Annotated in this window: 19 protein-coding genes and 1 pseudogene; 7 read left to right on the top strand and 13 right to left on the bottom strand. The window is 63.9% G+C overall.

Going from position 1 to position 20594, the window contains the following annotated elements:
* Positions 1-106 precede the first annotated feature (106 nt).
* On the top strand, positions 107-703 hold the full coding sequence (locus tag AB3X89_RS06350) for a molybdopterin-dependent oxidoreductase (protein ID WP_368582382.1): 597 nt from the start codon (positions 107-109) through the stop codon (positions 701-703).
* On the opposite strand, the pseudogene AB3X89_RS06345 reads toward AB3X89_RS06350, so the two are convergent.
* A pseudogene (locus AB3X89_RS06345) lies at positions 698-1719 on the bottom strand (tetratricopeptide repeat protein); the annotation flags it as partial. The gene AB3X89_RS06350 and the pseudogene AB3X89_RS06345 overlap by 6 nt on opposite strands.
* 107 nt (positions 1720-1826) lie before the next feature.
* Between AB3X89_RS06345 and AB3X89_RS06340 the strand changes: the two are divergent.
* Positions 1827-2237 carry a DUF2946 domain-containing protein gene (locus AB3X89_RS06340; protein ID WP_368582381.1) on the top strand — a complete coding sequence of 137 codons (411 nt, stop codon included), beginning with the start codon at positions 1827-1829 and terminating at the stop codon, positions 2235-2237.
* A gap of 31 nt (positions 2238-2268) precedes the next feature.
* On the opposite strand, the gene AB3X89_RS06335 is transcribed toward AB3X89_RS06340, so the two are convergent.
* Entirely contained in the window at positions 2269-2409 is a 141-nt protein-coding gene (locus tag AB3X89_RS06335; RefSeq protein WP_368582380.1) for a hypothetical protein, read from the bottom strand.
* A 12-nt stretch (positions 2410-2421) separates the two neighbouring features.
* Here AB3X89_RS06335 and AB3X89_RS06330 point away from each other — a divergent pair, with 12 nt between their 5' ends.
* The 4 genes from AB3X89_RS06330 (at position 2422) to AB3X89_RS06315 (ending at position 8267) form a co-directional block, all read left to right on the top strand.
* Positions 2422-4689 carry a TonB-dependent receptor gene (locus AB3X89_RS06330; RefSeq protein WP_368582379.1) on the top strand — a complete coding sequence of 756 codons (2268 nt, stop codon included), beginning with the start codon at positions 2422-2424 and terminating at the stop codon, positions 4687-4689.
* Between the two features lie 34 nt (positions 4690-4723).
* On the top strand, positions 4724-6229 hold the full coding sequence (locus tag AB3X89_RS06325) for a PepSY-associated TM helix domain-containing protein (protein WP_368582378.1): 1506 nt from the start codon (positions 4724-4726) through the stop codon (positions 6227-6229).
* 101 nt (positions 6230-6330) lie between these two features.
* Positions 6331-7125 carry a DeoR/GlpR family DNA-binding transcription regulator gene (locus tag AB3X89_RS06320; protein ID WP_368582377.1) on the top strand — a complete coding sequence of 265 codons (795 nt, stop codon included), beginning with the start codon at positions 6331-6333 and terminating at the stop codon, positions 7123-7125.
* Positions 7122-8267: an MFS transporter gene (locus AB3X89_RS06315; RefSeq protein WP_368582376.1), complete on the top strand. Its 1146-nt coding sequence runs from the start codon at positions 7122-7124 to the stop codon at positions 8265-8267. Before AB3X89_RS06320 ends, AB3X89_RS06315 begins: the two co-directional genes overlap by 4 nt.
* A gap of 6 nt (positions 8268-8273) precedes the next feature.
* On the opposite strand, the gene AB3X89_RS06310 is transcribed toward AB3X89_RS06315, so the two are convergent.
* The 11 genes from AB3X89_RS06310 to AB3X89_RS06260 form a co-directional block, all read right to left on the bottom strand.
* On the bottom strand, positions 8274-9140 hold the full coding sequence (locus AB3X89_RS06310; protein WP_368582375.1) for a sterol desaturase family protein: 867 nt from the start codon (positions 9138-9140) through the stop codon (positions 8274-8276).
* A 666-nt stretch (positions 9141-9806) separates the two neighbouring features.
* On the bottom strand, positions 9807-10751 hold the full coding sequence (locus AB3X89_RS06305) for a peptidoglycan DD-metalloendopeptidase family protein (RefSeq protein WP_368582374.1): 945 nt from the start codon (positions 10749-10751) through the stop codon (positions 9807-9809).
* A 284-nt stretch (positions 10752-11035) separates the two neighbouring features.
* The gene (locus AB3X89_RS06300; protein WP_013092139.1) at positions 11036-11263 is read right to left on the bottom strand and encodes a hypothetical protein; all 228 of its coding nucleotides are present in this window, start codon (positions 11261-11263) and stop codon (positions 11036-11038) included.
* A 96-nt stretch (positions 11264-11359) separates the two neighbouring features.
* Complete coding sequence (locus tag AB3X89_RS06295) at positions 11360-11503, bottom strand: hypothetical protein (protein WP_368582373.1); 144 nt, start codon at positions 11501-11503, stop codon at positions 11360-11362.
* Positions 11504-11560: 57 nt separating this feature from the next.
* Complete coding sequence (locus AB3X89_RS06290) at positions 11561-11851, bottom strand: hypothetical protein (protein WP_368582372.1); 291 nt, start codon at positions 11849-11851, stop codon at positions 11561-11563.
* A gap of 245 nt (positions 11852-12096) precedes the next feature.
* Positions 12097-12429 carry a DUF2322 family protein gene (locus AB3X89_RS06285; protein WP_368582371.1) on the bottom strand — a complete coding sequence of 111 codons (333 nt, stop codon included), beginning with the start codon at positions 12427-12429 and terminating at the stop codon, positions 12097-12099.
* A gap of 534 nt (positions 12430-12963) precedes the next feature.
* Positions 12964-13815: a carbohydrate ABC transporter permease gene (locus AB3X89_RS06280; RefSeq protein ID WP_368582370.1), complete on the bottom strand. Its 852-nt coding sequence runs from the start codon at positions 13813-13815 to the stop codon at positions 12964-12966.
* A gap of 10 nt (positions 13816-13825) precedes the next feature.
* The gene (locus AB3X89_RS06275) at positions 13826-14800 is read right to left on the bottom strand and encodes a carbohydrate ABC transporter permease (RefSeq protein WP_368582369.1); all 975 of its coding nucleotides are present in this window, start codon (positions 14798-14800) and stop codon (positions 13826-13828) included.
* Positions 14801-14865: 65 nt separating this feature from the next.
* Positions 14866-16119, bottom strand: coding sequence for an ABC transporter substrate-binding protein (locus tag AB3X89_RS06270; RefSeq protein ID WP_368582368.1), 1254 nt, complete (start codon positions 16117-16119; stop codon positions 14866-14868).
* Between the two features lie 88 nt (positions 16120-16207).
* Positions 16208-18184, bottom strand: coding sequence for a beta-galactosidase (locus tag AB3X89_RS06265; protein WP_368582367.1), 1977 nt, complete (start codon positions 18182-18184; stop codon positions 16208-16210).
* A gap of 20 nt (positions 18185-18204) precedes the next feature.
* The gene (locus AB3X89_RS06260; protein ID WP_368582366.1) at positions 18205-19356 is read right to left on the bottom strand and encodes an ABC transporter ATP-binding protein; all 1152 of its coding nucleotides are present in this window, start codon (positions 19354-19356) and stop codon (positions 18205-18207) included.
* Between the two features lie 193 nt (positions 19357-19549).
* On the opposite strand from AB3X89_RS06260, the gene AB3X89_RS06255 reads away from it, so the two are divergent.
* Positions 19550-20593, top strand: a complete 1044-nt coding sequence (locus AB3X89_RS06255) for a LacI family DNA-binding transcriptional regulator (protein ID WP_368582365.1) — start codon at positions 19550-19552, stop codon at positions 20591-20593.
* Position 20594: the final 1 nt, after the last annotated feature.

Here is a 20594-nt window from a genome sequence, read left to right as displayed (position 1 = left end):
ACGCGCAAATGAAGCATCGCCGTATCATCTTCGGCGGCAATTCTCCGACAATAGAAGAGCGCGCTCATCACCACGCGAAGCCTCATCGACAGCCGGAGAAAACGTAATGAACAAACGCCAGTTCCTGACCAGCGCCACGGTGTTGGGCGCGGCGGTCGCGCCCGCATTCGGCGCAAAGCGTGAGCATGCCGAATGCGCGCCGTCTCCAGTTCTCCTGACGATCTCCGGTGCGATCAGGAACAGCAATCGCGGCGCGCTCAATCCGGCTTTCGATCAACTGCTGGCGAAGCACCAGGTGAAGTTTTCGCAAGCGTATGGGGTCGATCTGCCCTTGCTCGCGAGCATGAAGTCCGTGACGATCCATCCGACGATCGAATACGATGCGCACCTGCATACGTTCAGCGGCCCGCTGCTGACCGACGTGCTCGCGCATATCGGCGCGCCGGATGCAGGCAGCACGCAAATCGTCATGCACGCGGTCGACGGCTACGCGGTGCAGACGACGCTCGACAAGGTGCGCGAGTATCACTTCATCGTCGCGACGCAAATGGACGGCAAGCCGCTCGCGCTCGGTGGCGTGGGGCCGTTATGGGCGATCTACGACGCGGATCAGATTCCCGAACTCGCGGCCAGGCCGCTGAAGGACCGCTTCGAATTGTCGCCGTGGGGCCTGTATCACATGCAGCTCACCGAGGCGTCATAGCGCGCCGCCGAATCGCTCGACGCACGCCTGCCGCACGCGCTCGACCGAGCTAGCCCAGTCTTCCCCTGGCGCGCGCCGGAATAGACGCAGCGTGTGCGGATACCACGGCGAATCGTCGCGCTCATGCATCCAGCGCCAGTCCACATCTCTTTCGGGCAACATCACCCAGCACGGTTTGCCGAGCGATGCGGCCAGATGCGCGATCGACGTATCGACGCAGATCACCAGATCGAGTTGCGCGACGACCGCCGCGCTGTCCGCGAAGTCCGTCACGCGCGCGCCGAGATCGAGCAGCGGCTGCGCGAGCGGCGGGGTGCGCGCTTCGTCCTCCCCCTGCCCCTTCTGCAAGCTCACGAAGTTCAGGCCCGGCACGCTCCACAGCGGCGCGAGCGTGGCGAGCGACGGCAGCGAGCGACGGCAGCGAGCGATTTGCGTCGTTATGATGCTTCGCGTTGCCCTTCCAGACCAGACCGACCCGGTGGGCGGGCGGCAGCGCGTCGAGCGTGGAGCGCCAGTGTTCGATGAGCGCGGGTTCCGCGCTCAGTCGCGTGGGGCGCGGAAGCGTATCCAGCGTCGTGCGTAGATGCAGCGGCACGCTCAGCGGACTGGTCCAGCAATCGTAGGTCGCGACGCGCGTGAGCGCTCCGTGGTGGTCGAGCACCGCATCGACGCCATCCACCTTCGCGATCAGCCGATGCAACGCCGGCGCACACGCAAACGCGATATGCGCGGCCCCCAGCGCCTTCAACAGCGGAACATAGCGGCTGAATTGCAGCATGTCGCCGAGGCCGTCTTCCTGCCACAGCAGCACCGAGGTCGCGCAGCACGATGCCATGGTTGTAGTGCGCCTCGGCGTGGTCGGGGTGAATCGTGACCGCCTGCCGAAACGCCGCCTCCGCTTCGGCACGATAACCGAGCCCGTAAAGCACGTTGCCGAGTTGATAATGCGCGTTCGCGTCGAGCGGGCGCAGCGCCACCAATCGCTGATATGTCGATTTAGCGGCCGACAGGCGGCCGAGCGAACCGAATAGCGAGCCGGTCTAATCCCCCGCTATACCTGACATTACGAATGAAAGGGTCGCGCGGTGATGCTAGAATCGCCCCCGTCTTTTCCTCGACGCTCATGACTCGACGCTCCCGCAACCACCTGACCGCATGGCTTGGCCTCGTCGCCATGTGGCTCGTCGTGTTCGCGCCGCTCATCAGTCAGTTGCTCGAATCGGGCCGCACTCACGAGCCGATTGCCGCGCTGTGTTCGGCGCTTCATCCGAGCGGCGCGAGCGATATCAGCAATGCGAGCGTCGTCGCTCAAACCAGTCCCGCCACCGTGCATCTAAGCCACGACGATGCATTCGGCGCGTGCGGCTACTGTCATCTGCTCGAACATCACGTCGCGACGCCGACGCTCGCTGCCGCCGAGCCGCCGGCAGCGCTACCGCTGGCCGGCACCGCGCCGCCCACGCTGTCCATCCGCTTCACGCCGCTGGGCGCGTTCCCGTCGGGACGTCCGCGCGCGCCACCTGTCGTTTCCTGATCGCTGCCGGTTCTGATCGCGCCTTCGTCGTTCACGTCGACGAAGCCTGCGATTGCCTGTTCAATGCATCGAGGAAACGTTCATGTTCAACTTCGCGCTGCGAAGGCTGTCTTTTTGCGTCCGTCGTGACGCTGTCTGTTCCGCTCATCGCGCGGTTCGTCGTTCCGTTCATTGGCCCGCGCTCGTGCCTGCTTTCGTGCCTGCTTTGGTCGCAACACCCGCGCATGCCGCCGACGCCGATGCGACGTTGCCCGCCGTCAGCGTCAATGCGAGCGCAAGTGCAAGCGCTACACCACGCGCCGTCGACCCGAACCTGCCCGCCACCGTCGAAACCGTCACGCGCGATCAGTTCGCGAACTGGAACGTCGTCAACACCGAGGACGTGCTCAAGTACATGCCGAACCTCGCGGTACGCAAGCGCTTCATCGGCGATCTGAATTCGATCATCGCGGTGCGCGGCACCAGCAATACGCAGAGCGCGCGCGGCCTCGTCTATGCGGACGGTTTGCTGCTCAGCAACCTGCTCGGCAATAGCTATTCGTTTCCGCCGCGCTGGTCGATGGTGTATCCCGACCAGATCCAGCAGGTCGACGTAATCTACGGGCCGTTTTCCGCGCTGTACCCCGGCAACTCTTTAGGCGCGACCGTGCTGATCAGCACGCGCATGCCGAAGCAGTTCGAGGCCAGCGCCGACGTCAAGGCATTCACGCAGCACTTCAGCCTGTTCGGCGTGAACCAGAGTTTCAACGGCAGCGAAGCGAGCGCGTCGCTCGGCGATCGGATCGGCAAGTTCTCATACCTGCTCGGCGTCAATCATCTCGAGAACACGAGTCAGCCGCTGCAATTCGCGACGCTCGCGCAATCGACCACGCCCGCGAAGGCCGGCGACACGCCCGTCACCGGCGCCCATTTCTACGACAACCAGACCAATACGCCGACGGCCGTGCTCGGCGTGAACGGCGAAGGCATCGAGCACACGGTGCAGGACCAGTTCAAGCTGAAGATGCAGTACGACTTCACGCCGACGCTGCAGGGCGGCTTCACGCTCGGCTACTGGCACCAGACGTACAACAGCGAAACCTCGACCTTCCTGCGCGACCCGGACGGCAACCCGGTCTACAGCGGCAACGTGTCGATCAACGGCTACCACTACACGATTCCGGCGGCCGCGTTTGCACCGAGTCTCGGGCACAGCGAGAACTGGCTCTACGGCGTGTCGCTGAAAACGCGCAACGCGACCGGTTGGAACGGCGAGGCGATCGCGTCGTATTACGACATCGGCAATAGCGTCGCACGGACCGCGAATGCCGGCGGCCCGGGCAATGGGCCCGGCACTGTGCAGTTCGGCGACGGCACCGGCTGGAAGACGCTGGACCTGCGCGGCACCTACACGCCCGCGACGAACCAGCCGGGGCTAGCCAATCACGCACTGAGCTTCGGCTACCACTACGACAACTACTTCGTCGACAACCAGACCTACCACACGCTGGCTTGGCGCGACGGCGACGCGGCCTCGTTCGCCAACGCGTTCACCGGCAAGACGCAGACGCAAGCTCTTTACGCGCAGGACGCATGGCGCTTTCTGCCGCGCTGGAAGCTCGTCTACGGCGTGCGCTATGAAGACTGGCAAGCCTACGACGGCGCACAGTCGCTGCCCGGCACGACGATTCCGTACAGCGACGCCAGCCAGCATCACTTTTCGCCGAAGGCGTCGCTATCGTTCGATGTCAGCGACGATCTGACTTTGCGCGCGTCGATCGGGCGCGCCTATCGCTTTCCGACCGCGAGCGAACTGTTCCAGGGGCAATTCAATGGCTCTGCGATCGTCAACAACAATCCGCATCTGCAGCCTGAAGACGATCTCTCGACAGAATTGAGCGCCGAATGGGCGCACTGGAATGGCGTGTTCCGCTTGTCGCTGTTTCAGGACGACGTAAAGAACACGATCTTCAGTCAGACCGACACCACCGTGATCCCGAACGTGACGAACTTCCAGAACATCGGCAAGGTTCGCTCGCGCGGCGTCGAAACGAGCTATTCGGGCGAGGACGTATTCGTGCGCGCACTCGATCTGCTCGCGAGCGTCGCGTACACGCAGTCGAAGATCCTCGAGAACGCTCAGAATCCGGCCTCGGTCGGCAAGTACTTTTACCGCATTCCGCTGTGGCGCGCGAATCTCGCCGCGACGTATCACTTCGACGCGCGAGCGGCGCTGACGCTCGCCGCGCGCTACTCGGGCCGTCAGTACAACACGCTGACGAATACCGACACGAACCCCAACGTGTTCGGCGGCACCAGCACTTACACGGTCGCCGACGCGAAGTTCACGTTCAAGCCGACGAAGCTCAGCGAACTCGGCATCGGCGTCGACAACCTGTTCGACGCGCGCTACTTCGTCTACCACCCGTATCCGGGCCGCACGCTCTATGTCGAAGCGAAGCTGCGTCTCTGAGTAACCCATCGCCCCATTGCCCGACGAGGATTTCATGTCCACGACTCCAACCGCCGAACCCGGACGTGCGCAGAACGGTACGACCGCTGCCGCCACCAGCGGCCCCGCTCATCCAGGCTATAGAACACTGTGGCGCTGGCATTTTTACGCGGGCCTCTTCGTGATGCCGTTTCTGCTCGTGCTCGCCATCACCGGCACCGTGTATTGCTTCCAGCCACAGATCGAGCCGCTGCTGTATCGGCAGCAGATGGTCGTCGCACCGCAAGCGGTGCCGAGACTGCCCGACAACGTGCTGCTCGCGCGAGCGCGCGCGGCGATGCCGCCCAGTTCGGTCGCGACGACCGCAGCGATCACACGCGATCCGCAACGCAGCGCCGAATTCGTGTTTCGGCTCGCGGACGGCACGCAGCAGAGCGTCTACCTGAATCCGTACAACGGCGAGGTGCTGGGCACGCTGAGCGTCGAGCGTCGCTTGATGCAGGTGGATCGCATGATTCATCGCAAGCTGCTGCTCGGCAAGCCCGGCGAGCTACTGATGGAACTGGCCGCATGCTGGACGCTCGTGATGATCGGCACCGGCATCGCGCTATGGTGGCCGCGCGGCAGAACGACCGCGCGCGCTGTGCTGCTGCCGCGGCTCGCGCTGAAGGGACGTCCGCTATGGAAAAGTCTTCACGCGGTGATGGGCATCTGGCTCGCGCTGGGCGCGCTGGCGTTCGTGTTGACCGGTCTGCCGTGGACCGGCTCGTGGGGCAAGCAGTTCAAGGCGTTTGCGACCGCGACGAAGCTGGGCGCGCCGCCGGGTGCGTGGGGCGGTCTGCCATTGCGCTCCATCGTGCCGGGAGCGCAGCCGGATCACGCCGACCACGCGAGAGGTATGAGCGAGCATGCCACGCATACCGACATGGACTCGATGCCCGGCATGGTGATGGATGACCTGCCGTTGCCGCTCACGCCGTGGGCCGCAGGCAACTCCAGCGTGCCCTCTTCGTCGGCCAGCGACGCGGCACAGCCTCTGTCGCTCGGCCATTCCGTCGCGCTCGCCGCATCGCTCGGCATCACGGACGGCTACAGCATCGTGCTGCCGAACTCCGCAACCGGCGTCTACACGCTTTCCTGGTTCCCCGCGAATCCGCGAGACGAACGCACGCTGTACGTCGATCAATACAGCGGCGCGATCCTGAAGGACATCCGCTACAGCGATTACGGCGCGATCGCGAAGGCCGTGTCGTACGGCACGTCGTTGCATATGGGTCGCTACTTCGGCGTCGCGAATCAGCTACTGTGCGCGGCCATTTCGCTCGGCCTTGCCGCGCTCGCGGTGACCGGCTGCGTGATGTGGTGGAAACGCCGGCCGCAACGCTCGCTCGGCGCGCCGTCGCGCGAGCGCGCCGCGCCGCCGATGCGGGGCTGGAAAACCGGCCTCGTGCTGCTCGGCGTCGTGTTCCCGCTGATGGGCGCAACGCTCGCCGCGGTGTGGCTGCTCGACCGGCTGGTTTTCGGCCGCGACTCGCGACCGGAATTGACCGGAGTCGCCTGAGACCACGGCAAGCCGCGCTCGCCCCCGCTTGCACTTCACGAGCGTTTGCGCTACATTTTGCTCGTTTATGATCGGTTTGCGCCGAAACGGAGACGAGACCTATGCAGCGAACCCGGGAAGAAGCGATCAACGGGCTACTGCCCGAGCAGCGCGAAGCGCTGATTCTGGAGCGGTTGCGCACGCATGGTCGCGTGCTCGCGGCTGAGCTTGCCGCTGAGCTGCAGATCTCCGAGCACACGGTGCGCCGCCATCTGCGCGATCTCGCGGATCAGGGCTACTGCAAGCGGGTGTATGGCGGTGCGCTGCTGATGTCGCCCGCCGACAAACCCGCGGCGCTCCGGATGCACGAGGCCGTCGATCGCAAGGCACGCCTTGCCGCGGCGGCCGTATCGATCGTTCGTCCGAAGCAGATCGTGCTGCTCGACGCGGGCTCGACGAACGTCGCGATCGCGGCGTCGCTGCCCGACAACGCCGGCCTGACCGTCGTCACGAATTCGCCCGAGGCCTGCGCGCGGCTGCTGAACCGGCCGGGGATCGACGTGATATTGATCGGCGGCCGCATCGCCGGGGGCGCGGCGGGCTCACTCGGCGCGACCGCGCTGCTGCAGGTCCAGCAGATCCGCGCGGACCTGTGTTTTCTCGGCGCCTGCGCGTTCGATCCCGACGAAGGCGTCGCCGCATTCGACGCAGAGGATGCAGAACTAAAACGCGCAATGGTCAAAGCGAGCGGCCAGATCGCCATCGCGCTGACCTCGGAAAAGCTGATCACGGCGGCGCCGTTCGCGGTAGCGCCTGCCTCGTCGGTCGATCATCTGTTCGTCGAAGCGGACGTACCGGGCGCGCGTATCGCGCGCCTCGAGGCCGTCTGCGATAACGTGATGGTGGCACGCCCATGAACTCACTCGTCAGGGAACGCATCGCGACGCTCGCCGTCTTTCTCGCCAACGGTTTCGGCATCGGCGCATGGGCGGTCGAGGTGCCGCGCATCAAGGAAAGCCTCGCGCTCAGCGACACCTCGCTCGGCATTGCGCTGTTCTGCTTCGCGCTCGGCGCCATCGTCGCGATGCCGCTCGCGGGACAACTCGCGCCGCGCGTCGGCAGCGGCCGCGCCACCGCGCTGCTCGGCGCGGCATTCGCGATCGCGCTGCCGTTGCCCGCGATCGCGCCCGGCATGCTGACGTTGGGCGTGGTGCTGTTTGCGCTCGGCGCGTCGAACGGCGCGCTCGACGTGTCGATGAACGGACATGCGAGCGCGATCGAAACACGCTGGCGCGCGCCGATCATGTCGTCGTTTCATGCCGCGTGGAGCGCGGGCGGCCTGCTTGGCGCGGCGAGCGGCGCGATGCTGCAGAAAGGCGGCGTCGGCGTCATGGGCGGGCTGCTCGTTCCCGATCTGTTCATCGCGGCCCTGATCATTTTTGCTGCATGGTTTGCGTTGCGCGATATCGGTCCGCGCGCGGCCGCCGCGTCGAGCGGCTTCGCATGGCCCGACAGCGCCGTGATGAAACTGGCGCTGCTCGCGTTCATGTGCATGCTCGTGGAAGGTGCGGTGGCCGACTGGAGCGCGGTGTACCTGCGCTCCACGTTGAACCAGGAAGCGAGCATTGCCGCGATCGGCTACTCCGCGTTCGCGTTTTCGATGGCGGCCTGCCGCATCGCAGGCGATGCGTCGGTGCGACGCTTCGGCTCGAGCAAGGTCGTCGCGCTTGGCGGTCTGATCGCGTTCGCCGGACTCGCGCTTGTGCTGAGCCTGCCGACGGTGCTGACCGCGTGCGTCGGCTTCGCGATGGTCGGCATCGGTCTCGCGAATATCGTTCCGGTGATTTTCAGCGCGGCGGGCCGTTCGAGCGCGACGCCGGCGATCGGTGTGTCGATGGCGGCCACCTTCGGCTATGCGGGCTTTCTGGTCGGGCCGCCGCTGATCGGTTTCGGCGCCGGCGTGCTCGGCTTGCGCGCGGCGTTGGGTGTGCTGGTGATGGCCACGCTAATCGTGTCGCTGCTGGGCGGCAAGGCGGTGCGCGGCGCGCAACCCGCTTAGCCAGCGCTATTTCGCTTTCTTGTCGAGCACGGCAAGCGGCTTGCGAACGGGTAACGCATCGCGCCCCGCATGCTGACCCAATGGCCAGCCGAACGCGCCGAGCAGAGAGCTCGGCTGCGTGCCATCGTCGAGACCGGTGGCGGGCCACTCGTGTTTCGCGGGCACCCAGCGCGTGCCGAACACGTGATCCCACATCGGCAATAGCTGCGCGAAGTTGTGGTTGAGATGCTCGGCGCGAATCGAGTGATGCAAGCGGTGATATTGCGGATTGTTGACCCACGCGACGTAGCGGCCGAGGTCCACGCGCAAGTTCAGATGCGCGAAGTAGTTGCCGAACATGAACACGATCGACGTCGCACCGACGATCCACGGCTCGACCTTGAACAATACGCCGACGAGCGGATAGAGCAGGCAGCCCTTGATGAACACTTCGATCCAGTGATGCCGCAACGTGATCGTCACGTTGAAATCCATCGCGCTATGGTGCAGCGAATGCAGCTTCCACAGGATGGGCCACGTGTGCTGCAAGCGATGAAACGCGTATTCGAGGCAATCGATCGTCAGCAGTACGATCACGAACGAAGCGAGCGCGCCCCACCCGCGCGACACCAGCACCACCATGCCGCCGCCGAGCGCATTCACGATCGCGACGCTTGCGGCCGCGGTCAGCGGCTTCGTGGCTTCCACCAACGCCAGATACACGCCCGCATACGCCATGTTCAGACGCTGCCCCGCGCGCGATTGCAGCAATGCGGCTGGCCAGCGGCGCTCGAGCAACGCGCCGAGTCCCATCATGACCAGCGCGAGCGCGTAGCCTTGCAGCCACAGGCTCGCGTGGTGCAGCAATGCCGGAAACGGGCTCGACGCTAGCATGGCATCCCCTGATGCAGCGGCTGCATACCGTGTAGATGAGCGTTAGCATGATCTTCGCAGTCCGCCGGTCTGCGCGCAAGCGCCCCTTAGCCCGGGGCCGCCGCGAATTCGGCTGCGCCCGCAAGCACGGAAAAAATGGCGGGGTCATCGCTTCACGCCGTCACGATCGCGAGCGGACGATAGATACTGCCGTATCGTCCGCTCGCGTCGTCGTTGTTTGTCGACATCCGTTTGGTGGTGGCCCCGCCGTACTTCGCGTGTTGCGCCAAGCTCCCCGAGCGCGAATCGCGAAGACGTTTGCTGCCGTCGGCATTTATTCACTGCGTGAAATTCCGGCTGCAACATGTGTAGTTCTTGTGCCGGACTTATTGCAACGGCTATGCCATGCTGGGACGAAGCGTTGCCACGTATGGACGGATGCGTGCCGATGCACTTCGAAGCAGGCCTGATCGCACGCGATGCATCGGAAATGAGACGCTGCGTGAATGCTCCGACGAGTTCGTGCTGGTTCGGACACATCGTTCGACGCGCGGGGGAATACCCGAATGCGGATTGACACGCCGAGGTTTGCGACACGTACCGGGCGGAATCGCCGGCGCGCGATGCGCCGAACGAGTGCCTGGGTCATGCGGACCGACGTGTCGCAAAGTTGAGACGACAAATGGCTTACAGCAGCGCGGTCAATTGCGCGACCCGCAGTTCGAATTGCCGCAATTCATCGGCGGCAAGCGACTTCTTCTGCGGCAGATCGACCTTGAGCGGATCCTGCGGCACATCGTTGACGTGAACCTCGAAGTGCAGATGCGGCCCGGTCGTCCAACCGGTCTTGCCGACATAGCCGATCACCTGATCGCGCATCACGCGGCTGCCGGCGCGCAGTCCTTCCGCGAAGTGCGACAGATGCGCGAACGTCGTCGAAAACGATGCGGGGTTCTGAATCACGACCACGTTGCCATAACCGGTCTGACGGCCGATAAAGCGGATCACGCCGCGCGCGGTCGCACGCACGGGTGTGCCGGCCGGCGCAGCAAGGTCGACACCGTCATGACTTTGCCAACGATGCACTACCGGATCGAAGCGGCGCAACGAGAAAGCCGACGACACGCGCGTGAAGTCGAGCGGATAGCGCTCGAACGTAGGCCCCGTGCTGACGCCGTCTTTCGAGTAGTAATGCGGTTGACCTTGCGGATTCTTGTGAAGGAACAGGTCGTGCGCGGTCGAGCCTCGTACGATGCGCACCGCTAACGGTTCGTGCGCTGCGTCTTTGCCGCTGTCGCTACTGGTTTCGAATATGGCGCTCACGCGGTCGCCGGCTTGCAGATCGCGCGACAGATCGATCTCGTCGCGAAACGCGTTTGACAGAATCGCTGTGGTGCCCGCATCGATGCCAAGGTTCTGCGCGGCCGCCGCGAAGGTGCGCTCGACCGGCGCTTCCCTCACGGTGAATGTAGGGGCTTGCGCAGCCGGCAGCGCCGGTGCGGATGCCGACGCCGATCTCGGCGCGCGGGCAACGGCCGCCGTCGAGTCCTTGCTCAGAAGCGACACATCCGGTTCGTCGTTGCGCCCGGCGCGTTCATGATTGACGAGATAGGCAGCGCATACCGAGCTCATTGCACATACGACAATGATTTTGCTGGCGCGCCCCGGCAAAAGACGAGCTACAGATAGAGGCATGTTCAGGAACGACTGTCGACCGTCGCATGCGCAAAAGGCACGCACGACGAGGTGGTTTCGTTGAATCAGCGTCTGCTGGCACTGCGTAAGACGCTGCATGAGGCTCGGGGCAGCCTAGGGTCGCTTTCTTAGGCCAGCCTTAAGCTGCCCCCAAATGAGCCTGCGATGCGGCGAGAGAACGAGCCGGAATATTCGGCCCGGTCGTGCGGAGGTCGGCCGGGTCAAGACAACGACGCAAGCATGTTCGACAGACGCCGGACATGGGCCTTGAATGCATCGCTCGTTTCGCGGTTCGTGGTGGGATTCAGATGCGAGCTTTCGGCGAGTTGCGCCTGCTCGTGAAAGTCGTTGGCGATTCTGCGCTTGATGTCGTCAGGCAGCGACCGCACGATGGAGACCAGCAAAGCCTCTTCGGCATGCAGCATGCCGAGAATCGAATGTGTGTCCATACGAGAACCTCCTGAGGAACATCGTCGGTGCCGGCCGGCAGTGGCGCCGGCGCTCCTCATGTTACCCCGTTGATTCCGCGTCGTTGGACGTGCGGGTTACTCGGCGATCGAATAGCGTGACCGACGGGCGCGCGGCTCTCCTACCTGACGCTCGACGCGCGGACTCGCGCCGCGGATGAACAGGACCGCGCAAAACGCGACCATGGCCCAGATGCAAAGAAAGACGGTCAACGCGCTCATGTCAGCTTTCGGAAAGTCGGGACTACGGGTTAGTACGGTTTGCTGCCGCGTTCGCGGTCAATGCAGCGTGGAGCGCTCGGGCGCACCGAACAGCAATTCATCGATCAGGGCGGTGGTGAACGTCAGCTGCGTTTCGAGCGATTGGCGTGCGGCTTGCGCGCCCGCTTCGTCGCTTCGGGCGACGGCCGCGTGTGCCTGGGTGGCGAGACGCAGAATGGCTTCGGAGCCGCGTTGCAATTCGCGCATTGCGATGTCGTCAGGACGCTGCGCCGGTTGATCCCATTCCGAGGTGGTGAGTTCCGGCAGGTCGGCGTCGAACCGGCGGGGTTTGTTGTGACGGGAAGACATCCGGGGCTCCTGACGGAAAAGCGCGATATACGCGACGGGACGAACTCAGTGTGCGCCGGCCCCCGGCGTTTCAATTCGCCGAACAGAAGCCGAATCTGAAGCTAATCCGGGGGCTTCGAGAAAAACGAGGGTTTTACCGAGCAATCAGCGCTGGCGGGCCGCAAATCCCATCGCCGGGGCGTCGGAATTTGCGGTAGCGGTAGGAAAACGTCTAACTTGTGGACGCGGAAAAGACTCGAGCGGCCTTAAGCTGCCGGAACAACGTCGATGCGCAATGCCTCGCCGCCGGCGGCAATCGCCAGCAGGTGATCGACGTTCGGATGGGCGCCCGGACGGTTGCGCGCGTCGGCCGTATGCTCGGCGAACAGCGCGAGGCCGTGTTCGGCCGCCTTCGCGTCGAGCGCGCCGAACGCGCCGCGCAGGTAGTTGTACACCGCGAGCGAGCCCTGCTTGCCCGGTTTGTTCTCGATGCTGGCGACCACGGCACCGCTGCCGTTGACCAGATCGATGCGCGCGATGCCGTCGATTGCCGGCATTCTGGCGAGATTTTCCTTGAAAACGTTGCTCGGTTCGATCATTGAAACCACTCCTTCCGTTCTAAAAATGCATGGCGGGCCGTATCTTATCCGATGGGCGGCGAGCGGGTGAATCGGCGGTCGCGGCCTGGTTTTCCCAGCGAGACGGAGGATGCGCCTGTGCCTCTTATCCGGGCCAATGCCGCGCTGGCCGCCACGGCCGCTGAAGCCGCGCAAGGCGGCGGAAAGATTGCGGTATTGTGCGCGGCCGAATCCGCGCTCGAATCCAATCGGAAACTCTTCGCGCAATATGCGGTAGAACGTTCCGCGTCAGTGGACATCATTCACGTGCCGCAAGTCTGGACACTGTTTCGCAGCGGTGAAATGGATGCATGCTTTGCGGCGAACGCATCGGCGACGAAAGATGCGCATGCGGCAGGCGCGAGCGTCGTCGCGTTTGCTCATCCGTGGATGGCTCGGGCCGCGGACCTCGCGAGCCAGGCGAGCGAAGACAAGCGGCCCCTCGATAGACGCCGAAAAAAAGCCCGCTTACGCGGGCAACCCTTCTCTACGCAGCATCGCCACGCGCCAACATCTTCATCCCTTCGTCGCGCCAAACGTCAAGCCCGCGACAAAATGCTTCTGCATCGCAGAGAACATCATCACCGATGGCAGCGCCGCCAGAATCGATCCTGCCGAAACGAGATTCCACGCGGTCGTCCACTGCCCTTTCAGCGCGGCTACACCGACCGTAATCGGCGCGGCGTCATCGCCTTGCGTCAGACACAGGGCCCAGAAATAGTCGTTCCACACGAACGTGAACACGAGGATCGCCAACGCAGCGAGCGCGGGTCGAATCAGCGGCAGCACGATCCTGAAGAACACGGTCCACTCGTTCGCCCCTTCGATACGCGCCGCCTCGACCAGTTCGAACGGCAGCTGCTTGATGAAGTTACGCAGAAACAGCGCGCAAAAGCCAGTCTGGAACGACACATGAAACAGAATCAGCGCGCTTACGGTATTGAACAGTCCGAGTTGCAACGACAGATCGCGCACCGGGATCATCAACACCTGGATCGGCACGAAGTTGCCCGCGACGAAGGTCGCAAACAACGTCGAATTACCGCGAAAGCGATAGATCGCCAACGCAAAGCCCGCCATCGCCGCGAGTGCGATCGAGCCCACGACCGAAGGCACCGTGATCAGCACGCTGTTCCAGAAGTAATGCAGCATCGGCGACGTCGTCAACGCCTCGCGATAGTTGTCGAACATCGCGAAGTGCTTCGGCCATCCCCAGTAGTTGCCCTCGCTCAGTTCTTCGGTCGAACGCACGGACGTGATCAGCACCGCGATCATCGGTAGCAGCCAGATCACGAGTGCAATCGGTAACGTCAGTTTGTATGCACGGCGCGTGGCCGGCTTCCATTTGTCGATCGGAATCGGAAACATCAGCGGCTCCTTATTGCTCGGCGCGCAGCATCCGCCGCAGGTGATAGACGATGTACACGAGCATGATGCCGAACAGCACCACCGCGATCGCCGCCGAATAGCCGATGCGGTAATACTTGATTGCCTGGTCGTACATGAAATAGGCGAGCACCGTCGAGCTTTCGAACGGACCGCCGCCCGTCATCACCGAAATCAGATCGAAGCTGCGCAGCGCGCCGATGATCGTCACGACGATCGCCATGAACGTGGTGGGCCGCAACTGCGGCAGGATCACGTGCCACAGCATCGACCAGCCCTGCGCGCCTTCCATTCGCGCGGCTTCGATCTGCTCGGCGTTCAACGTGGTCAAGCCGGTCAGATAAAGAATCATGCAGTACGCGGTTTGCGGCCACAGTGCGGCGAACACGATGCCGAACGTCGCATAGCGCGGATCGCCGAGCACCGGTACGCCGTGGCCGAGCATCATCGCGAGCAGGCCGAAGGTCGGATCGTAGAACCATGAAAAGATCAGTCCGACCACGACGCCCGACAACACGAACGGCGCGAAAAATAGCGACTTGACGATCCGGATGCCGGCCACCGCCTGGTTCAGATACAGCGCGACGGCGAGCCCCATTGGCGGTGCGAGCAGGAACAGCACGAGCCAGATCAGGTTGTTCCTCAGCGCCGTATAGAACGTCGGCGTATGGACCAGCTCGATATAGTTCGCGAGGCCGATGAAGGTCGGCTCGGTCATCCCGTCCCAGTTGAAGAAGCTCAGGCGGATCGTCGAGAGAATCGGCCACACCACGTACACGGCCACCATGAAGCAGGCCGGCGCGAGAAACAGGAATGCGGCGCGCCGCTGCCGCCGCGCGGTCGGCGTCGGGCCGCGCCGGCGCGACGCGACTGGTGCGCCGCCCAGCGCACCGCCCGGTGCCGGCAAGCTCGGCCCACCGGGTTCAACAGAACCGTCGACGCTATGACGGCTGACGGAATGCGACACGATCAATCTCCCGATCCGCTGATACAACGCGATGCATCGGACAGCGGCCTTGCGGCCGCCGCCGCTCACTTCTTGTAGATACGCTGACGCGTCTGCTCGAGCTGCGCGAGGATGTCGTCGAGTTTCGACGGATCGGAGACGAACTGCTGCATCCCCTTCATCCCTTCGTCGGCCATTTCCTTTGTCATGTCACGATCGTAGAACTGCGCAATACCGCCCTTCGTATTCGACAGGATCTGGAAGCCGATCTTCGAAATCGGATCTTCCGGCTCCGGCGACTTGCTGTTCGCCGACAACGAGCCGAGTCCCTTTGCGAGTTGCGCGCCGATTTCGGGCGTCTCGACGAATGCAAGGAACGTGTGCGCATCGGCCTTATTCTTCGCTTTCGACGGAATATGCAACGATTCGACCGGTCCATCCTCGGCGGTCGGCACCTTGGAGTCGATGATCGGGAACTGGAAGTAGCCCATTTGCGGCTTCACGTTGTCCGGGAAACCCGCCGCAATGAACGTCCCCATCAGCATCATGGCGGCCTTGCCCTGGAACAGGAACGGCTGCACCGAATCGAGATCGTAGGAGAGTGAATTGTTGATGAAGTAGCCGTCGTCGATCAGCTGCTTCCACGTCGTATAGACCTTCTTCACGCGCGGATCGGTGTACGGAATCTCGCCGGCCATCAGCTTCTGATGAAACGCATTGCCGTTCAGACGCAGATCGAGGTAATCGAACCAGCCGGCCAGCGTCCACGCATCGCGGCCCGCCACTGCGATCGGCGTAATGCCGGCAGCCTTCAGCTTTTTCGCGGCGTCGAGAAACTCGTCCCAAGTTTTCGGCTCGCCCTTGATGCCGGCCTTGTCGAACAGGTCCTTGCGATAGAACATCCCCCACGAGTAGTACACGGTCGGCGCGGCATACTGCTTGCCCTTGTACGACGATGCTTCCTTCGTCGACGCATACATGTCGTTCCAGCCGTTCTTCTGCCAGTCGCCGGTCAGATCCTCGAACAGGCCGCGCTGCGCGTAATACGCCATACGCTCGCCGTCGTGCCAGTTGACGATATCGGGCGCGACAGTCGAAAGCCAACCCGGCAACTGGACCTTGTAAGCCTCTTCGTCGATGAACGACACCTTCACGTCGATCCCGGGATGCGCCTTCTTGAACTCGTCGACCACCTGCTGCCACACCGCGCGCTGGCTCGCGCCCTTGAACGCGATGTTCATCGCGAGCGTGCTCGCCTGAGCGGTGCTGACGACCGTGGTCCCCGCGGCAACCGCGGCCAGCGCGAGCGCCACCAGAATCTTGCGTGGTTTCAGTTTCATCCTGACTGTCTCCTTCATTCCATGGTTTTTACGTCGTTGTCGCTTCTGTTTCGAATGACTGCGTGGAATTGCCTGGGCCAGACTTCAATTACGAGCGGTAGACCGCTACCCCTTGCGGCGCCACCTCCCGGGAGCCGATCACGAATGCGTCGTCGGAAATATCGTCGAGCGTGTGGGTTCGATCGCCGTAGTTGAACACATAGGTCAGTGCGCCGCGACGGCTGAAGCGCACGCTGTCGCCGAGCGCCTGCGTTTCGAGGCCCGCTTCCTGCGCGATCCGCGCGAACAGGCGCACGGTCAACGCGTCGTCGAACAGGCTCGCGAGGTAGTGGAACGCGCCGCTTCGCACGTACGCGGGATGACCGTCCGCGAAACGCGTGCGCACGTCGAATGAGGATGATGCATCGCTGTCGATGAAATCGCGCCAGTGTCGCGCGAAGCCATCGGCCGTACTGCCCTGCTGGTCCAGCATCACCGCTTCGGTCACGTTCGGCCGCATCGATTCGACGCGCCATACGCGCAGCGGCAACACCGACGTCAATGCGCCCGGCGGCAGATTCGATGGAATCCGCAGGTCGCGCGTCTTCGAGCCGGTGCGTGGGCCGAGCACGACTTGCGCGCCCGAGCGTGCGAGACGTTCGGCGAAATCGTCGGGCACGACCGGCAGCGGCGGCACGACGACGAGGCTATAGCCATCGAACGATGCATCGGCCGGCACGACATCGACGTCGAGCCCGAGCGCGCGCAGAGCCGAGTAGTACTCGAATGCGAAGCGCGGATAGTGAAAATCCGCGCCCTGCGGATGAATCTCGAACAGCCACTTCGCTTCGTAGTCGTAGACAAGCGCGACTTTCGAGCGGATCGACGCATTCGCATCGGCAGTCGCGGCGAGCACCGTCTGGATTTCCGACGCCACCTGCGAGGCTTCATTGCCGCCGACGTCGAGCCGGTTATCGGGCGTATTGAGCCCCGCATGCATCTGCTCCTGCGCGAACGGCGCCTGCCGCCAGCGGAAATACGACACGCAGCCCGCGCCGTGCGCGAAAGCTTCCCAGCTCCACAGCCGCACCATGCCCGGCAGCGGCGCCGGATTCCACTGCGCCCAGTTCACCGGTCCCGGCTGCTGCTCCATCACCCACTGCGGCAGCTTCGACATGCCGCGATACACGTCGTGATTGAACGACGCGAAATCCGGATGACCGGTGCGCAACCAGCGCGCCTTGATCTCCGGCGCGAACCACTGCTCTTCAAGCGCGCCGAGCGGATAGCTGTCCCACGTCGCGACGTCGAGATCGGCCGCGACCTTGTAGTGATCGAACTCGGTGAAAAGCTGCATGAAGTTGTGCGCGACCGGCCGCCCCGGCGAATGCGAGCGAATGATCTCGACCTGCATGCGGTTGTAGCGCGCCACTTCGTCGGATGCGAAGCGCCGGTAGTCGAGCCGATGCGAAGGATGCGCCTCGGTCACGGTGCCGACCGGTGCGTCGATTTCCTCGAAGCTGCGGTACTCCATGCTCCAGAACACCGTGCCCCATGCTTCGTTCAACGCCTGGATCGTGCGATAACGCGCCTTCAGCCACTCGCGAAAGCGCGTGACCGCGGCCGGCGAATAGCTGACCACCGTGTAATGACAGCCGAATTCGTTATCGGTCTGCCAGAAAGCGACCGCCGGATGCTTGCCGTAGCGCTCGGCCACCGCCGTGCAGATACGGCGCGACGCGTCGAAATACACGGGTGACGAGAAGTCGTAATGACGCCGCGAGCCAAACGCGCGTGGGCGTCCATCGGCGCCGACCGGCAGGATATCCGGATGACGATCGATCAGCCACTTCGGCGGCGTCGCCGTCGGCGTACACATGACGACCTTCAGGCCAGCCGCGCCGAGCACGTCGACGGCGCGATCGAGCCAGCCCCAATCGTATTCGCCGGGCGCCGGCTCGATCCGGCTCCACGCGAATTCGGCAATTCGCACCTGCTCGATGCCGAGCGCTTTCATCCGGCGCGCGTCGTCTTTCCACATCGACTCGGGCCAGTGCTCCGGGTAATAACAGACTCCTAAACGCATCCCTGTGTCCCCAATGTTCTTCAAGCGTAGTGTTCGACGGATTCGAGCGACGCGGCCGCGAAGCCGTCCTCGGTAAACAGATGACAGGCGGTACGCGGCATCCGCAGGTTCGCGCGATCGCCCGGAGCGAGGCGCGTGTTGCCCGGCGCCTTGGCGATCAGCACGGCCCCGCCGGGTTGATCGAGGTGCACGTAGCTGTGTTCGCCAAGCTGCTCGACGAGCGATACGGTGCGCGCGAGCACGCCGTCTTGCGACGCGGCCGATGCATCGACGAACTCCAGATGCTCGGGACGCGCGCCGAGCGTGACCGGCTGCGCTGACTGCAAGCCCGCGCTGCTGACCGGCACGCGCACGTTCTCGCCGGTGTGATCGAGCGTGACGAGCACGCCTTGCGCATCGAGCGAGGCCACCCTGCCCGACAGGAAATTCATTCGCGGGGAGCCGATAAAGCCGGCCACGAAGCGGCTTTTCGGGCGGTGATACAACTCGAGCGGCGCGCCGATCTGCGCGATGCTGCCGTAGCGCTCGGTGTCTTTGCCCGAATGCAGCAGCACGATCTTGTCGGCGAGCGTCATCGCTTCGATCTGATCGTGCGTCACGTAGACCACGCTCGCCTTCGCGAACTGCTTATGCAGGCGTGCGATCTCGACGCGCGTTTGTCCGCGCAAGGTTGCATCGAGATTGGACAGCGGTTCGTCGAACAGAAACACGCCGGGCTCGCGCACGATCGCGCGGCCGATCGCGACGCGCTGCCGCTGCCCGCCCGACAGCGCCTTCGGCTTGCGCTCGAGCAGTGCCTCGAGTTGCAGGATGCGCGCGGCTTCACGCACCTTGCGCTCGATTTCATCCTTCGGGGTCTTCGCGAGTTTCAGGCCGAACGCCATGTTCTCGAACACGCTCATGTGCGGAAACAGCGCATAGCTCTGGAACACCATCGCGACGCCGCGTTGCGCGGCCGGCACGTCGTTGACGATCTTCCCGCCGATCGACAGGTCGCCGTCGGTTACATCCTCGAGGCCCGCGATCATGCGCAGCAGCGTGGACTTGCCACAGCCCGACGGGCCGAGAAACACGCAGAACTCGTTTTCGCCGATGTCCAGATCGACGTTGCGAATCACTGGCGCACCGTCGCCATACGCCTTCTGCACGCCTCGTAACGAAATGCTCGCCATTGCATCGACTCCGTGATTTAATCGGCGCGAAGTCGGAGATTAAGCGCTTAATCAGCGCGACCGAAAAATCGATCGCAAGGCGATCGTTGGGTCTGTCTCCGATATCGTTTTGTACTTGGTTCGAGGGCAGATGTTGCCGCGCCTCGCGGCGCGATGCAAATGCCGGACAGCCATCCCAAATACTGACCTTACCATGCCTACACTCAGCGAAGTCGCGCGTCATGCCGGCGTTACGCCAGCCACGGTGTCCAACGTGCTGCGCAATCGCGGCCGCGTCGGCGAAACGACTCGGCAACGCGTGCTCGATGCAGTCGCGACGCTCGGCTATCGCCCGCATCTTGCCGCGCGCGCGCTTGCCGAAGGCCGCGCGCCGACGCTTGCGCTGATGGTGTCGAGCATCGCGAATCCGTTCTATCCGGAGTTCGCGCTCGCGGTCGAACGCGCCGCGCGCGCGAGCGGCCACTTCGTGATCATCTGCAATACGAACGAGGATCCGCTGACTGGCCGCGCGTATCTCGACCAGATCGCCGGCACCTTGTCCGAAGGTGTGCTCGTGACCAACGCGAACCTCGATTTCGCCGATCTGCACAAGACCGAAGCGCGCGGCACGCCGGTCGTGCTGTGCATGTGGGAGCGGCCCAGCGAGCCGCCCGGGTTGCCGTGCGTCGCGGTCGATTTCCGGCTGGCCGGCAAACTAGCCGCCGAGCACCTGCTCGAACTCGGGCATCGGCGCATTGGTGCGATCGTCGGCAGCAAGGCCTCGGGTATTCACGCGACGCGCTACGAAGGTTTCGTCGACGCATTGCGCGCAGCCGGCGTGACGAAGAACCGCGTGCGGCACGGCCTCGACACGATCCACGGCGGCTACATTGCGGCGCGCGCGCTGCTCGAAGCCGATCCGCAACTAAGCGCGATCTTCGTGACCAACGACCTGCCCGCGCTCGGCGCAATGCACGCGGCGGCGGACCTCGGCCTGCGCGTGCCGCACGATCTGTCGGTGATCGGCATCACCGACATCCAGCTCGCGCGCGAGTCGCGTCCCGCGCTGACGACGGTGGCGGTACCGACGGTCGAGGTCGCAGGACTTGCAGTGGAACTGCTGCGCGAACTGATCGAGACGTCGTACGGACAAGCCGGACGCGCCGTAGGGGATGTGCCGGTGCACGTGCCGATGCGGATTTCGTCCGAGCCCAAACTGGTCGTGCGCGCATCGACGGCCGCGCCCCGCTTGCGTTGAT

It is taken from the genome of Paraburkholderia sp. BR14320 (assembly GCF_040948665.1).
Lineage (GTDB): Bacteria > Pseudomonadota > Gammaproteobacteria > Burkholderiales > Burkholderiaceae > Paraburkholderia > Paraburkholderia youngii.
Note: the sequence above shows the minus strand (reverse complement) of the source record. Positions and strands in the feature narration are given on the sequence as shown.